The sequence below is a fragment of the Nonomuraea sp. N2-4H genome (genome assembly GCF_045291505.1).
GTDB classification, from domain to species: domain Bacteria; phylum Actinomycetota; class Actinomycetes; order Streptosporangiales; family Streptosporangiaceae; genus Nonomuraea; species Nonomuraea fastidiosa.
The window spans coordinates 535628-550545 of record NZ_CP147987.1 but is presented as its reverse complement, the minus strand read 5'-3'; the positions used below and the strand labels follow the sequence as shown (position 1 = coordinate 550545).

The 14918-nt window shown below is 72.4% G+C and carries 11 protein-coding genes and 1 pseudogene; 5 read left to right on the top strand and 7 right to left on the bottom strand.

Translation table 11 applies throughout. The features are described 5' to 3' along the window. Window positions 1-2 precede the first annotated feature (2 nt). Together WBK31_RS02555 and WBK31_RS02550 are read right to left on the bottom strand one after the other, a co-directional pair. Window positions 3-1103: a hypothetical protein gene (locus tag WBK31_RS02555; protein ID WP_406674271.1), complete on the bottom strand. Its 1101-nt coding sequence runs from the start codon at window positions 1101-1103 to the stop codon at window positions 3-5. Further along, window positions 1100-1609, bottom strand: coding sequence for a DUF4365 domain-containing protein (locus WBK31_RS02550; protein WP_378784832.1), 510 nt, complete (start codon window positions 1607-1609; stop codon window positions 1100-1102). The genes WBK31_RS02555 and WBK31_RS02550 overlap by 4 nt, the downstream gene beginning before the upstream one ends. 555 nt (window positions 1610-2164) lie before the next feature. Between WBK31_RS02550 and WBK31_RS02545 the strand changes: the two genes are divergently transcribed. From WBK31_RS02545 to WBK31_RS02535, 3 genes are all read left to right on the top strand, one after another. After that, window positions 2165-2356 (top strand): hypothetical protein, encoded by a 192-nt coding sequence (locus WBK31_RS02545; RefSeq protein ID WP_364058165.1) that lies wholly within the window; start codon window positions 2165-2167, stop codon window positions 2354-2356. A gap of 168 nt (window positions 2357-2524) precedes the next feature. Then, window positions 2525-3355 (top strand): alpha/beta fold hydrolase, encoded by an 831-nt coding sequence (locus WBK31_RS02540; protein ID WP_406674270.1) that lies wholly within the window; start codon window positions 2525-2527, stop codon window positions 3353-3355. 39 nt (window positions 3356-3394) lie between these two features. Then, window positions 3395-4087: a TetR/AcrR family transcriptional regulator gene (locus WBK31_RS02535; protein WP_364058171.1), complete on the top strand. Its 693-nt coding sequence runs from the start codon at window positions 3395-3397 to the stop codon at window positions 4085-4087. Between the two features lie 123 nt (window positions 4088-4210). On the opposite strand, the gene WBK31_RS02530 is transcribed toward WBK31_RS02535, so the two are convergent. The 5 genes and pseudogenes from WBK31_RS02530 to WBK31_RS02510 all read right to left on the bottom strand — a co-directional run bounded on the left by WBK31_RS02530 (window position 4211) and on the right by WBK31_RS02510 (window position 8718). Beyond that, window positions 4211-6388: a xanthine dehydrogenase family protein molybdopterin-binding subunit gene (locus tag WBK31_RS02530; RefSeq protein ID WP_406674269.1), complete on the bottom strand. Its 2178-nt coding sequence runs from the start codon at window positions 6386-6388 to the stop codon at window positions 4211-4213. Continuing rightward, window positions 6385-7368: an FAD binding domain-containing protein gene (locus tag WBK31_RS02525; RefSeq protein ID WP_406674268.1), complete on the bottom strand. Its 984-nt coding sequence runs from the start codon at window positions 7366-7368 to the stop codon at window positions 6385-6387. The genes WBK31_RS02530 and WBK31_RS02525 overlap by 4 nt, the downstream gene beginning before the upstream one ends. Continuing rightward, a complete protein-coding gene (locus WBK31_RS02520) occupies window positions 7365-7817 on the bottom strand; it encodes a (2Fe-2S)-binding protein (protein ID WP_364059546.1) in 453 nt (150 codons plus the stop codon). The genes WBK31_RS02525 and WBK31_RS02520 overlap by 4 nt, the downstream gene beginning before the upstream one ends. Window positions 7818-8060: 243 nt before the next feature. Then, a pseudogene (locus WBK31_RS02515) lies at window positions 8061-8324 on the bottom strand (Dabb family protein); the annotation flags it as partial. A gap of 139 nt (window positions 8325-8463) precedes the next feature. Next, the gene (locus tag WBK31_RS02510) at window positions 8464-8718 is read right to left on the bottom strand and encodes a hypothetical protein (RefSeq protein ID WP_406674267.1); all 255 of its coding nucleotides are present in this window, start codon (window positions 8716-8718) and stop codon (window positions 8464-8466) included. A gap of 18 nt (window positions 8719-8736) precedes the next feature. On the opposite strand from WBK31_RS02510, the gene WBK31_RS02505 reads away from it, so the two are divergent. Continuing rightward, on the top strand, window positions 8737-9045 hold the full coding sequence (locus WBK31_RS02505) for a hypothetical protein (protein ID WP_364058183.1): 309 nt from the start codon (window positions 8737-8739) through the stop codon (window positions 9043-9045). Window positions 9046-9140: 95 nt separating this feature from the next. After that, the gene (locus tag WBK31_RS02500) at window positions 9141-14849 is read left to right on the top strand and encodes an MFS transporter (RefSeq protein WP_406674266.1); all 5709 of its coding nucleotides are present in this window, start codon (window positions 9141-9143) and stop codon (window positions 14847-14849) included. Window positions 14850-14918 lie beyond the last annotated feature (69 nt).

The window sequence follows — 14918 nt, the reverse complement described above, 5'->3', positions numbered from 1 at the left end:
GGTCAGCTCTCCTCGAATCGATCGTCCACGACCTTGCCGAAGCTGGTCGCTATGAGTTCGCGGCGGCCGTTGACGTCCATCAGGGTTCCGGCGGCACGCACGGGGGTCCGGTTCCTGTGGGCGTCGACGGCCACGTCGTAGGCGGCCTCGTCCGGCAGGCGCACCCAGATCGAGCCGCGTGGCTCGCCGTCCCCGGTCGTCACCCGGCCGCGTACGTGGACGCGGAACCTGTCCTCGCCCCCGTTGTCGAAGAGGGCGCCGATGAGACCCGTGACGGAAGCGCCCTCGCGGTGGAGGCGCCGCAGCCGGTGGGCGACGCGGCGCAGCAGGGGCCCGCTTCCGGCGTCGAAGACCACCGTCCGCGCGGGTACCGCCGAGGGCAGCGCGCGGGCCCAGCGGAAACCGACCTCGAAACCGGCTCCGGGATCGGGACCCGCGAACCGGGCCAGCGCCGCGCATAGGTCGGCCGACACGCCGTCGCGCACAATGCCGTCGAAGACGCTGATGTCACCGGTCCTGCGGACCTCGGCGCCGGCCTCCCGCATGAGCAGCGCGGCACGCTGGAGCAGGGTCAGGGTACGGCGCGCCAGCGGCGGCTCGCCGTCGCCCTCCTCCTGTAACGGGACGCGGACGGTGAGGAGGTCGGCGGCCGGCACGATCGGACCGACCCGGACGCGGGCGAGCAGGTCACGCACGGGTTTGGGGGCAGCGCCGTCGAACACCGGCCTGGGGCCGGTCAAGGCAGCACGCGCCGCCGCGCTCAGGGCGGTCTGGGCGCTGTTGAGCGCCGTGACCGCCTCGACCAGCCCGAACTGCCCGTCAGCGGGGACGATGGGGGTGCGGTACCACTGGACGTCGACCATGGGCGAACCGATGTCGGAGGCGACGTCCTCGGCGGCGCGGCCTTCCACCTTGGCCAGCAGGGCCACGATCTCCCGCAGCCGCCGTGGCCCGTCGGCGAGGCCGTCCGCCCCGGGCACCAGGACCTCGTGATCGCCGTCATGGACCCAGACGGCCGCGCCTCGCCAGCCCTCCGGCTGGCGTACCCAGCCGGTCGCGGCCAGATAACTGCTGATGTCGGAGACCGACAGGCCCTCGATCACGCGAGTGACCCCGTGGGCGCCCCGACGAGCTCACGTAACGCACGAACTGTTAAAACGTTCCCCAAAGGCACCTGAATCGGCACAATTCGCTTAGTACTGGGCGCGGCGATGGGCTGCTCGCCCTCGAATCCGCGGTAATAGCAGAGCCGGCGCAGCGTCAGCCCTTCGGTCTCCACGCGCGCGTAACGCTCGGCCTCCGGCGGGACGACGACGAGAAACAGGTAACGCGGAACGAGAAACGGGCCTTCGACGAGCTTGTTGTACTGCACCTCGTTCAGCCCGCGATACTGCAGATGCGGGCCCTTGAACAGCGGCGTCGACCACGACTTGACCTGCACCTCGATGGCGGGCGACGAGATGTATCCGGCCCTTCCCGGATAGCGAAAGCCCAGGTCGATGCCGTCGTAGTCGAGATCGTCCTGATACACGAGCAGGCCCGCCGCGGAGGCGAGCACCCTCACGTAGTCCTCGGCGAACTTGCCTTGATGGTTCCGCTGGTCCAGCACGCGATCTCCCTCACCGCCGACCGCCCGATCCGCAGGCTAGAGAGTATCCATCTCGCGGCCAAGAGGAAGAGAGATTTCGCTCTGGCGACGTATCGGAGCCACTTTTCCCCCGATTTCTTTTACGGTCACCCCGAATATACGAAATAGTGCGCCCAGCCGAACGGCCGCTCGGCCTGCGCGCCGGCGAGAAAGCCGGTCTCGCTTCCCGCGGCGGCGATCCCATCGGCAAGCCCCGCCGGCGGCCTCGACGACACGAATTCCGCGTCCTGCTGATCCTGCTTTGACCGGTAATCGCGCCTGATGATTTCGTGGCATGCGAGTGAAGGATCACCTCAGCACGAACGCCATGCGAGCCGACTTCGCCGTCGACATGTCGAACACCGTCCGCGAGCGGAAGCTGGGCGGTGACCGTCCCGCCCGCTGTTCGCGGGTCGTTGTCTCGCAGGGGGCCGAACAAGACCCGTCATCTCCGTGCCCGCACCATCTGCGAGCATGGATTCCGCAAGACACGCTGTCACCACGGAAGCGCCGATCATCCCGACCTACGCTTCCCGCATGGCTTTTGTGATCCCAGAGCTCAAGGTCGGCCTGGCCGAGCTCGGCGGCGGGCCCGACGCCCGGTGCGCCAAGTGCGGCAAGCGTGCCACCTTGTACTTCGTCGAGCCGCCGACGGGGAAGCCCACGTACGTGTGCACGGCGGACGCGGGCGCGGAGATCGAGGCGATGCTCCTGCGCGCGGGCGACTGAACGGCTCACCGATCGGCTTTTCGCGATGTGAGCGCGGGGCGTAGAGGATAGGTCGCGGCCGTTCCGCGGGGTGGCGCCGAGGTCGCCGTCGCCGTCGCGGCTTTCCACGCCGTTCCATTCCCTTAAGCCTGACGCACGGGCATCGTCCAGGGAGCACTCATGTCAACGATGGTGTTAGTCCATGGTTTCTGGCACGGTTCGTGGTGCTGGAGCGAGGTCGTCCCCCATCTGGTGGCCGGCGGGCGGCGGGCCGTCGCGGTGGACATGGCGGGGCACGGGCTGTACGCGCGCCATCCGCGGTGGTTCACCCGGCAGCCGTACGATCCCGAGGCGGTCGCCACCGAGGTCTCGCCGGTGGCGGATGTGACGCTCGACGACGCGGCCGAGCTGCTGCTGTCGCAGGTCAAGCTGATCGGCGGCGGCGAGCCGGTCACGGTGGTCGCCCACAGCGCGGCGGGGCCTGTGCTGACGCGGGTCGCCGAGCAGAGCCCCGACCTGGTGGCGCACGCGGTCTACGTCACCGCGTACATGCCGGCGTCGGGCGTGCCGGCGGCGGCGTACACGCGGATCCCCGAGGCCGCGGGCGACCGGGTGGCGCCGCTGGTGCAGGGCGATCCGACCAGGCTGGGCGCGCTGCGGCTCGACTTCGCCACGGACGACCCCGCCTACCGGCAGGGGCTGCGTGAGGCGTTCTACGGCGACGTGGACCCGGCCGTCGCCGAGGCCGCCACCGCGCTGCTGACGCCCGACAGCCCGTTCGGGATCATGACGGGGACGACGGAGCTGACGCCTGCGGGCTGGGGTTCGGTGCCGCGTACGTACGTCGTCTGCACCCGGGACATGGCCATCCAGCCGGCTGTGCAGCGGAAGTTCATCGCCGAGGCCGATGCGGCGTTCCCCGGCAATCCGACCTCCGTCGTGTCGCTGGCCGCCTCGCACTCGCCGTTCCTGTCCGTGCCGGGTGAGCTGGCGGCCCTGCTCCTCCCCCTCGGCCGGTAACCCAAATGGGTGATATCGCTTTTCTGTTATCGTTGCTACATGGCTGATCGGGAAGAGGTTCGCCAGCGCATCATCGACGCCACGACCGAGCTGCTGCGCGACAAGGGCCGCGCGGGAGTGACGACGCGCACGGTCAGCGCGGCGGCCGGCGTGCAGGCGCCCACGATCTACCGCCTGTTCACCGACATGAACGGGCTGCTGGAAGCGGTGGCGGCCGACGGGTTCGAGCGCTACCTCGCCCGCAAGGACAGCCGGCCGTTCTCCGATGACCCGGTGGCCGACTGGCGGCGCGGCTGGGACACCCATGTCGAGTTCGGCTTGGAGAACCCTGAGCAGTACCTGCTCATGTTCGGGCAAACAGGGTCCAACATCGGCAGGGAGCAGGCGCTGTCGCGGCTGCGCATGATCGTCGAACGGGTCGCCGTCGCGGGCCGGCTCGCGGTCGGCGCCGAGACGGCCATGGGCATGGTCCACGCGGCCTGCGTGGGCCTGACGCTCAACCTCATCCGCACCCCTCCGGAGGAGCGCGATCTGTCCCTGTCCGGCCGCCTGCGCGACGCCCTGCTCGCGGCGGTCACCACGGACGCGCCCGCGGGCCCGCCGGACGTCGCTCAGCGGGCCGTGGGCTTCAAGGCCGTGCTCGGTGACGCGAAGGAGCTGTACACGCCGGGCGAGCGCGCCCTGCTGGAGGAGCTCCTCGACCGGGCCGCGAACCACGCGCCTGACCGCTGAAGGTCCCGGGCGCGTGCGCCGCGGGAGACCCCGTGCCACGGGTGCGCCACGGGGTCCCCGCATGCCGCGGCGACGGGTGCGCAGAGGGGTCCACACACCCGTCGCCGCGGGCGAAAAAGCAGGTCAGAGCAGTTTGTCCTGGGTGAACGGGACGTCCCTGAGCCGCCGGCCGATGGCGTGGTAGATGGCGTTGCCGATGGCCGCGGGCACGCCGGTCCCGGGCGTCTCGCCGAAGCCGCGGATCCCGGTCATGCCGCCGTCCTTCCGGTCTGCGAACAGCGTCTCCACCGAGGGCACGTCCGCGCAGACCGGCACCAGGTACGTGGACAGGTTCGGGTTGACGACGCGCGCGGTGTTCGGGTCCACCATCGTGTGCTCCATCAGCGCGAAGCCCATCCCCCACGTCACACCGCCGATGACCTGCCCGCGCGCGGTGCGGCGGTTGAGCACCCGGCCGAGGTCGTGCGCGGTCACCACCCGGGTCACGCGCAGCCTGCCCAGCCTCGGGTGGATGCGCACCTCCAGGAACACCGCGCCGAACGAGTGCCCGGGGGTGTTCTGCCCGGTTCCCGCCACCTCGATGGCGCGGCCGTGACGGTTCATGACGTCGCGGTAGGTGTCCCTGCGGTCGCCGTCACCCCTGGAGAAGAGGCGGCCCTCCCGTACCTCGACCTCGGCGGCGGGCACGCCGTGCAAGGGCGAGCGCGGGTCGGCGACGGCCAGCTCGATCACGGCCTTCCGCGCCTGCCTCGCCGCCTGGTCCGCGGGACCGGCCACGCTGGGCATCGTGGACGAGCCCGCCGACACCCCTGCCGACGGATAGGCGGTGTCGCCGAGCAGCGTCGTGACGTGGCCGAGCGGCACGCCGAGCCCGTCGGCGACGATCTGGCTGAGCACGGTGTAGGTGCCGGTGCCGATCTCCTGTGAGGCGACCCGCAGCGTGGCGCGCCCGTCGGTGCCGATGACGAGGCGGGTCTGGGCCGGGATGACGTTGTGGGTGTGAACCTCGGTGGCCATGCCCCAGCCGACGTACTCGTCGCCGTCCTTGGTGGCGCCGGGCCTGGGATCGCGCCGCTCCCAGCCGAACGCCTCGGCCGCCATCCGGTAGCAGTCGAGCAGCCGCTTGTCGGCATAAGGGACAGGCGGGTCGGCCTGCTGGTCCGCGTCGGCGTGATTGCGGATTCTGAGCTCCACCGGGTCGATGCCGAGCTCGTAGCTCAGCTCGTCCATGGCGGTCTCCAGCCCGAAGTGGGCGGTCGTCTCGGGCGAGCGCATGTAACTCGACGTCGGCAGGTCGAGCCGTACGCCGAGCTGCCGCACATGGACGTTGGGGCAGGCGTACAGGCGCACCGCGGAGTCGCTGCCGTTGTAGATGTTCTCGTCGAGTCGGGTCACCTGCGCGGTCGAGGTGCTGACGATGGCGGTCAGCTCGCCCTGTCTGTCGGCGCCCAGCCGCAGGTGGTGGCGGTATTCGGCGCGGTGGCCGTTGGAGGTGAACATCTGCGCGCGGGTCAGCACCAGCTTCACCGGCCGGCCACAGAGCTCCGCCACCGCCGCGGTGAGCAGCGTGTGCGGGTAGACGGGGGCCTTCGCGCCGAAGCCGCCGCCCAGGTAGGGCGAGATGACCCTGACGCGTTCCGCGGGCTTGTCGAAGCCGAACGCGGCCGCCACGATGTCGCGGACGAACATCACGCCCTGGGTGCTCTCGTACAGGGTCAGCACGCCGTCCTCCCAGACGGCGGTGGTGGTGTGCGGCTCGATCGGGTTGTGGTGCTGCATCGGGCTGCTGTACGTCCGCTCGACGCGTACCTCGGCCCGCTCGCAGGCCGCCGCGGCGTCGCCGCGCTTGATCTCGTTGGGCCGGTCGCGGAAGTTCTGCGGCAGGAACGCCTCGTCGAGCACGTCCGCCAGCCGCACGACCGGCTCCTCGGCGCGGTAGCGCACCCTCACCAGGGCGGCGGCCTCCTGCGCCTGCTCCAGGGTCTCGGCCACCACGTACGCGACGGGCTGCCCCTGGTGGTGCACCCGCGCGTCCTGCATGGGGATGAAGCGCCGGTTGTACGGGAAGTTCGGCACGTTCAGCTTCCGCATGTCGGCGTGCGTGTAGACCGCGACCACGCCGGGGTGCGCGAGCGCCGCCCGGCTGTCGATCTCCAGCACCTCGCCCCTGGCGATCGTGCTCATGACCAGCGCGCCGTGCAGCACGCCGGGCACCTGCTGGTCCGCCGCGTAGCGGGCGGCACCGGTGACCTTCGCCCGGCCGTCGACCCGTGCGACGTCCTGCCCTACGAGCCCGCTCATCGCAGCCCTCCCAGCTCGCTCAGGATGCTCACCAGCGCGCGCTGGACGAGCTCGGCCTTGAACCCGTTCGCCTCGTACGGCCTGGCGTCCCTGACCAGGAGCCGGCCCGCCGCTTCGATCGCCTGGACGGTGAGCGGCCGTCCGCGCAGCGCCGCCTCGACCCGGGTGTCCCGCCACGGGCGGGTGCCGACGCCGCCGAACGCCAGCCGTACGTCCCGCACACGGCCGCCTGTCGTCCGCAGGGCGGCCGCCACCGACACCACCGCGAACTCGAACGTGGCCCGGTCGCGCAGCTTCAGGTAGCGCGACCGCCCGGCCAGGGCGGTGCGCGGCACGTCCACCCCGGTGATCAGCTCGTCCTGCCGCATGACCGTCTCCCTGTCGGGGGTGGAGCCGGGCGACAGGTAGAAGTCGGCGATGGGAACGGAGCGCTCGCCGCCGGGGCCGAGCAGGCGTACGGTCGCCTCCAGCGCGGTCAGCGCCACCGCCAGGTCGGAGGGATGGGTGGCGATGCAGTGCTCGCTGCCGCCCAGGATCGCGTGTCCCCGGTTGTGCCCGGCGATCGCCGGGCAGCCGCTGCCGCGTACCCGCTTGTTGCAGGGCGACGCCGCGTCGCGGAAGTAGCCGCAGCGGGTGCGCTGCAGCAGGTTGCCGCCGATCGAGGCCATGTTGCGCACCTGCGGGGACGCCGAGGCGAGCAGCGCCTCCGACAGCAGCGGGAACTCGCGCCGCACGGCCTGGTGCTCGGCGACCTGCCGCATCCTGGCCGCGCCGCCGATGCGCAGCGCGCCGGAGCCGAGGGTGATCGCGTCGAGGCCGAGCCGGTTGACGTCGATGAGGTGGTCGTGCGCCTCCGCGCCGTCGCGCATGAGGTTGAGCAGGTCCGTGCCGCCCGCCACGAACGTCGCGTTCGGGGTGCTCGCCGCCGCGCGTACCGCTTCCGCCGGGTTACGGGCGACCGTGTATCCGAAGGCCCTCATCGCCGCACCTCCTTCGCGGCGTCCGCGACGGCGGCGACGATGTTCTGGTACGCCGCGCACCGGCACAGGTTGCCGCTCATCCACTCGCGGATCTCCGCCTGAAACCCCGTATGCCCCTCGTTGATGCAGGCGACGGCGGACATGATCTGGCCGGGCGTGCACGCGCCGCACTGGAAGGCGTCGTTCCTGATGAACGCCTGCTGCACCGGGTGCAGCCGGTCGCCGCGCGCCAGCCCTTCGATCGTGGTGATCTCGGCGCCCTGCCGCATCACCGCCAGCGTCAGGCACGACTTGACCCGCTCGCCGTCCACCAGCACCGTGCAGGCCCCGCACTCGCCCCGGTCGCAGCCCTTCTTGGTGCCGGTCAGGCCGAGGCGTTCGCGCAGCGCGTCCAGCAGCGTCACCCTCGGCTCCAGCACGACCTTGCGCGGCCGCCCGTTGACGGTCAGCGAGACCTCGACCGACGCCCCGGGCGCGACGGCGTACGCCTGCTCGGCGGTGGACGCCGCGGCGGCGGGCGCGGGCAGGCCCGTTCCCGCCACGGCCGCGCCCACCGCGACGGCCTTGAGCACCGTACGGCGGGTGTGCGTGGGCACGTCGCGCTCGTAGTCATCGGGCGTGCCGAGCAGCCGCCGGCGCAGCTCGGCGACCTCCGCGCCCGCCTCGGGGCCGTCGTCGTCGGTGAGGTCGAACGAGGTGGACGCGCCGAGCAGCGGCCTCAGGACCCGCTCGGCGCGCCCGACGGCCGGGTGGGTCAGGAACGCACGGTAGGAGTCGAGGTCCTCGACGGCGAAGACCGCGCTCCACTCGTACTCGCCGCCGACGTCGCGGCCGACCACGAAGGCGGTCACCTGCGGGACGGTCCGCCCCTGCTCGCGCAGGGCCCGGAGCGCCTCCTCCCGCTGGTCCGGCGGAACGCCCTCGCGGAAGGTGAATCTGCTGCCGTGAAAGATCATGATGCTCCTTCTCCGTACGGGCCGAGCGCGCGCGGATCAATGCAAGCATCGACAACAGTATTTTGTTATCACTGATTACGTCAAGCGCCGCTAACGGCAGCGCGTTAGCAGCGATACCCGGGTGGGGCGCCGGCCCGCGTCAGGCGAGGATGATCTGGAGCTCGAAGCGGCCCTCGTGCGGGATGCGGAGGGCGTGGAAGCGCCGCCGGCCGTCGCGGAAGTACCGCACGCTGCCCGCCGCGAGCGTGGCCGCCGTCGGCGAGCCCCAGCGGAAGCGGATCGTGGTGCGTCCGCGCCGGACGGCCCGCTCGTCGAGGCCCCCCGAGGAGAAGTTCGAGATCATCGCGGCCGGGCAGGCCGTGGCCATCGTCTCGGCCGACCTGCGCGCCGACACCCGTTCGGACCGGCCTCGGTGGCGGACATCGCGCGGTTCGCGCTCGTCCAGCAGGCCCGGGTCAAGGGCGCGCTGCGTGCCATGGACGGCGAGGTCGAGCAGGTGGCGGGGCCGGGCGGCAAGATGCTGTGGGACCTGCGGGGAGCGCCGCGCCCGGACGAGGCGGCGCCGTTCCATCCGCCGCCGGACGAGGCGTGGGACGGGCTCGCCACCGAGGCGAAGGCCCTGGTGGCGTGGCTGGCCGAACGCGAGCCGCACCCGTGTCGCCGCTACGACCGCTGGTGGGACCAGCTGCCCGCGCTCACCACCGTCCTGCTGTCCGCATAGCCCCCGACCCGCTCTGCTCCCCGGAGCGACGCCTTCCGTCCCAAGATCGCAAAAAAGCCTTTGCAAAAAAGGCTTTGCGGTTTTACGGTGGCATCATGACAGCCGCCAAGGTGCCACTCACCGCTCGCACCGCCGCCCGTCGTTACGCGCTCGTCAGCTTCCTCGCCTGGCTGCCCGCCGGGCTGATGGGAGCGCCCATGGTCCTGCTGATGCTCCAGCGCGGCATGGACGTCGCCACCGTCGGACTCGTCATGGCGATCCACTCCATCGCGGTCGTCGCCCTGGAGCTGCCCACCGGCGGGCTCGCCGACGTCATCGGCCGCCGCGCGACGATCGCGGCCTCCGCGCTGTTCTCCCTGGCCGGTCTGGTGCTGATGGGCCTGGCGACCGGCTTCGGGCTGTTCGCCGTCGCGTTCGTGCTCAAGGCGGTCTCCCGGGCGCTGGCCAGCGGTCCCGTCCAAGCCTGGTACGTCGACACCATGCACGCCGCCGACGGCCCCGGCGCGGACCTCAAGCCGGGCCTGGCCAGGGGCGCGTCGATGGGCTCCATAGCGCTGTGCGGGGGCACGCTGGTCGGCGGCATCGTCCCGCTGGTGCTGCCCGCGTCCTGGTCGCTGGGGCCGCTCGTGCCGCTGTCGGTGCCCATGCTGCTGGCCGCCACCGCCGCCGCCGTGCAGCTCGCCGTCACGCTCGCGGCCCTGCCCGAGCCGCCGCGCGAGCGCGCCGCCTCGTTCGGGAACGTGCTGCGCGGCGTGCCGGTCGCCATCACCGCCGGTCTGCGCAGCGGGCTGCGCGAACGCGCCGTCACCAGGCTGCTGCTCGTCGCGGCCGGCGTGGGCGTCGTGCTCAACGCCATCGAGATCTTCACGCCCGGACGGCTGCAGGAGCTCACCGGGCAGCCGGAGAGCGCGGGCATGGTCTACGCCGCCGTCGGCGCCATCGGGTACGCGGGCAGCGCGCTCGGCAGCGCACTCGCCCCGCTCACCGCCCGGCTGGCGCGCGGCTCGCGCCGGGGTGCGATCACCGGCACCTGCCTGACCGCGCTGTCGCTCGCGGTCCTCGCCGCCTCCACCTCGCTCGGCGGCGCCCTCGCGATCGTGCTCGCCGGTCTCGGTTACGTCACCCTGTACGTCGGCTGCGGCGTCAGCGAGCTGCTCCGCGGCGAGATGCTGCACCAGCGAGCCTCATCGGCCGAGCGCACCACGCTGCTGTCGGTCGACTCGCTGCTCCTGCAGGCCGGAGGCGCGGTGGCGGCGGCCGGGCTCGGCTGGGTGGCGACGCACCTGGGCCTGGCCACCGCCTGGTGGATCACCGCCGGCGTCATCCTGGCCACGGCCGTGCTGTTCCCCGCGCGGAGCGCTCCCGTGCCGCTGCTGCCCAGGCGCCGCAGCCGGTCCCGGCCGTGGCGGCCGGATAACAGGATCGCCATCTTCCGGCGCGGAAGATCTTCTGAGAGGCACTCTGGAATTGTGCCCACTTCCCTGGAACGACGCCGTGCACGCCGGCGCTCGTGGATTGAGCGGGTCGCGTGGATCTTCCTGATCGGATCAGCCGCGGCGCTGACTTTGAGCGGGGCTGTGTACATGGCATTGCCCTTGCCCGACCCGGTCCTTGAGGTCGTGGACAAGAAGTCCAGCCCGCTCGGCATGCTCTTCGGCGGCGCAGGGATGTGGACCGGGATCATGGCCATCTACTATGCTCGCCGGCCGCCGTCGGCCCCGTCTCGGGAGGTCGCCGCACCGCCCCCGCCCGCCGCCGAGCCGCCGCCCACCCCAGAAGCGGCCGGGTCGCCGAGGACCGGGCGAGGCGTGCGTCTGGGACTTTCCGCCGCTCGCGTCCGAGGCCCGATGGGAGTGTCCGGTGGTGGCGGCTGCCTAATGGGCGAGCGGGACGTGGTGACCTGCACGCGCGTCGTCAGCGCGGCTCTGGGGCTGGAGGACGGCGAAAGGCCGGACGAGCCCGTCCAAGTGGACTTCCCGCTGCTCGGCCGGGCGCACGAGCCGATCACGGCGGAGGTGGCGGCGTGGGACGGAGAGGCCGGCGTCGCGGTGCTGCGGCTGGCCGAGCCGCCTCCAAAGGGCGCGCAGCCGGCCAGGCCGGTCATCGCGGACGACCACTGGGGCCACTCCATCCGGGTGCTGGGCTTCCCCGGCGCGCACGGCGGCGGGAAATGGGCGCCAGGAGAGCTGCGCGGCCGGCGCGGTGACGGCTGGATCCAGGTTGATGATAAGGCGCGCGAGTTGACGCCCGGCTTCAGCGGGGCCGTCGTATGGGACGAGGAGCTGAACGCGCTCATCGGCATCCTGACCACCGACGGCTCAGGCGCCCCGTACGTGATCCCCGCCGACGTGCTGCTGCGCGACCTTGCGGCCCAGGCGGCGGCCCCCGCGCCGTACCGAGGGCTGGAGGCGTTCAGGGAGAGCGACGCCGAGGTCTTCTTCGGCCGCCGTCAGGAGGTCGCGGACCTGCTGGAGCGGACCTCGCGGCCGGGCGTCACGGTCGTGTACGGCTCTTCAGGCAGCGGCAAGTCCTCGCTGGTCATGGCCGGGCTGGTGCCCAGGCTCCGGGAGAGGGCGTGCGTGGTCACCGTACGGCCTTCGCATGGGCGTACACCGGTCTACGCGCTGGCCGCCGCCCTGCTCCCGGCGCTCGAACCCGACCAGAGCGAGGCCGCCCGCATGGCCGAGCTGCCGAATCTGGCCCAGGCGCTGACCGGCGGCGGGATCGTCGAGGTCGTCCAGCGGGTGCGGGCCCGCAGCGGCATGGACGAGGTCGTGCTGGTCATCGACCAGTTCGAGGAGATCTACACCGCGGCCGGCGACTCCGACGCGTTCGTGTCCGCGTTGCTGCCCCTGCTGCGGACGCCATCGGCGGGCGTGCACACGGTGCTGACGGTGCGGATCGACTACTCCCACGACGTGCTCGCCCAGCTCGAAACCGCCCAGCTCCGGCGGGACGCGTCCTACATGGTCACGCCGCTCGACCGCGATCAGCTGCGGGAGGCGGTCGAGGGTCCGGCGCGTGAGCGCGGGGTGGCGTTCGAGCCTGGCCTGGTCGATCGCATCCTCGACGACGCGGGCGACGAACCGGGGCAGCTCCCGCTGGTGGAGTTCGCCCTGACCTTGCTGTGGGAACGGCAGAGCGGCGGCGTGCTGGGGCACGACGCGTACCAGGAGATCGGCGGCGTGACGGGAGCTCTGGCCGCCTACGCCGAGCAGGTCTGGAACGAGCAGCTCTCCCCCGCCGATCACCCCCACGCGCGCTCCTTGCTGCTGCGGCTGGTCCGGCAGGCCCCCGACCACCTCCCGTCCTGCGCCGAGCTGCCGCAGGACGCGCTCGGCGATGAGCAGTGGCGGCTCGGCCAGGAGCTGGCGACCACCCGGCTGCTGGTCGCCGCGGAGGACCGGCAGGGCGTGCGGACGCTGCGGCTGGCCCACGAGTCGCTGATCACCCGCTGGGGGCGGCTGAAGGAGTGGGTGGAGGAGGACTGCGAGTTCCGTATCTGGCATTACGAGCTGCGGCGGGCCGCGGAACGCTGGTCGGCCGAGCGCGAGCCCGCCCGGCTGCTGGGCGGCACCGACCTGGAAACCGCACGGGAATGGCTGCGGGAACGTCCTGACGATCTGCTGAAGGACGAGCGCGCCTTCATCGAGGCGAGCGCCCGCGGGGCGGCTCGGGCCCGGCGCACGTGGCAGGTCGCGGTGGCCGCGGGCGTGGCCCTCGTCTTCGTCGCCGTGTTCCTCTTCATCCAGAACCGGAACAAGGAGCAGGAGGGGCAGGAGCGGCTGCGGGCCGCGGCAGCGCAGACCCTGGCCGACCGTGCGGAGAAGGGTCAGGCGAACCCCGACCTGGCGGCCCTGCAGGCGGTGGCCGCCTACCGCACCGACCCCGGCGTGCAGAAGGCGCAGCGGGTGCTGTTCGACCGCTACAGCGACTTCGCCGCCGCGGAACGGCTGCTGGCCGGTTCCGGCGTCACCTCGGAACGCATCCTCGCCGCCGAGGACGGCGGCGTGGTCGTCCAGGAGGAGAGCCACGGGGTCGCGATCTGGCAGCCGGACGGCGGCTCGGCGCTGCCGGAGCGGATAACGCTGTCGTCGCCGCTGGCGGGAACGGCGCTCTCCGCCGACGGCCGCGTGCTGGCCGTCGCCACCGAAGAGGGGGTCGTCGAGCTGCGGCGACCCCGCGATCGCGAGCTGCTCGGCACGCTGGAGATCCCCAAGGGGAAGGCGCTGCTCGCCCTCGACCCTGCGGGCCGGTATCTCGCCGTCCGGGTGGCGGGCTCGCGTACGGTGCGGGTCTGGGACCTGGAACGGCGCCGGGCGCGCGGCGTCTCGCTGCCCGGCGAGGCGCAGACGCTCCAGATCGCCGACGACGGGCGGCTGTCGGCCTCCCTGGGCGACGGCAGGCTGCTGGTGTTCGAGCCGGGACGGTCACGCCCGGCCAGGACGGTGCGCACGGCGGCCGTCTTCGCCCACGACGGCAGGACCGTGGCCGGCTGCGTCCGCACCCGCGACGGCGTACGGGTGCGCAGCCACGACCTGACCACCGGCGCGAAGATCGCGGACTTCCCCCTCACGATCCGCGGCTGCGAGGGCAACGTCGGCAGGCCGGGCACGCTGAGCCACGGCGGCAGGCTGCTGTGCGTGGAGGACGTCGTCATCGACCTGCGGGCCGGGCGGATCATCGGCGCGCCCGCCACGTACACCCCCTCGTACGTGGTCACCGGCCGCGACGGCCGCTGGAGCATCTGGGCGGTCGGCGGGCCCGGCCTGGTCAGGTATCCCGCCGCCCGCACGCTCGGCACCGACCCGTACGCGGTGCGCCAGACCACGGTCACCGATGACGGCCGCCACGTCGTCACCTACGACGGCGACGGCCGCCTGCGCGTGTGGGACGCCGCGTCGAAACTGCTGGTGAGCGAGCGGCTCGCGGCCCCGGACAGCGGCTCGGACCCCGGAGTGGAAACGCGGGTGGTCGCGCTGACCGGGCGTCAGGAGATCGCGGTGATCAGGGCCGGCTTCCCCGACCTGACGCTGATGTCGGTGCCCGACCTGCGCACGATCGGCTCTGCGCGCCTGCCCGCCGGCTCGGCCGATCCGGCACCGCTCAGCCTGCACGCGGCCGCGAACGGCCGTCTGGTCGTCTTCGCCGGGGGCATGCTCACCGTCTGGGACACCGGGCCGCTGCGGCAGGCGTTCGCCGGAGTGGACCTGAGCGAGCGCATTCCCACCGGCGCGACGTGGGACGCGGATCAGGCGCTGGTCGTGCTGCCGAACACCGAGGGCACCGCCGCCCTGGTCATCGAACGGGAGACGAGAGAGGTCGAGCACTGGGACCTCACGCTCGGCCGTGCCACCAGGAGCCATCTCCTCCCCGGCGACGGCGCGTTCGGCACCGTCGCGGCGAGCCCCGATCTGGCCCGCCTCATCACCTACTCTGGCACCGCCGGCGAGCACTTCACGGCCTGGTCGCTGCCGGTGTCGGGACAGCCGACGGCGACGCGGCCCGAGGGCCCGTCCCAGGGCTACATCTTCGACCTGCTCCAGCTCCGCAAGGCGAACCCGGAGCTGCGCTACAATCCCGCGTTCTCCATCGCCAAGATCGGCGACGCGGAAGGGACCCTCACCCTGTTCGACAGGGGCAGGAAGCTGCTCTACAACGCCAATGAGGCGTCCATCCTGTCCAGCGCGCCGGACGACTGGGCCGCGCACGTGTGCGCCGTTCTGGGCGGGCGCTCGTTCACCGCGGCGGAGCGGGCCCAGCTCCCGCCGGGCACCGACACCGCCCCGTGCGCCTCCCCCTGAGCCACCGCATACGGCCAGCCGAGGCCGTGGAGAGCGGCTCGCCGATCCGCGAGCCGCGGCCCGGCCTGA

Excerpts from the sequence above, each read along its gene's own strand:
- WBK31_RS02545 (WP_364058165.1), top strand. The coding sequence starts at position 2,165 with ATGGCTTTTGTGATCCCAGAGCTCAAGGTCGGCCTGGCCGAGCTCGGC.
- WBK31_RS02540 (WP_406674270.1), top strand. The coding sequence starts at position 2,525 with ATGGTGTTAGTCCATGGTTTCTGGCACGGTTCGTGGTGCTGGAGCGAG.
- WBK31_RS02535 (WP_364058171.1), top strand. The coding sequence starts at position 3,395 with ATGGCTGATCGGGAAGAGGTTCGCCAGCGCATCATCGACGCCACGACC.
- WBK31_RS02530 (WP_406674269.1), bottom strand. The coding sequence starts at position 6,388 with ATGAGCGGGCTCGTAGGGCAGGACGTCGCACGGGTCGACGGCCGGGCG.
- WBK31_RS02525 (WP_406674268.1), bottom strand. The coding sequence starts at position 7,368 with ATGAGGGCCTTCGGATACACGGTCGCCCGTAACCCGGCGGAAGCGGTA.
- WBK31_RS02500 (WP_406674266.1), top strand. The coding sequence starts at position 9,141 with ATGACAGCCGCCAAGGTGCCACTCACCGCTCGCACCGCCGCCCGTCGT.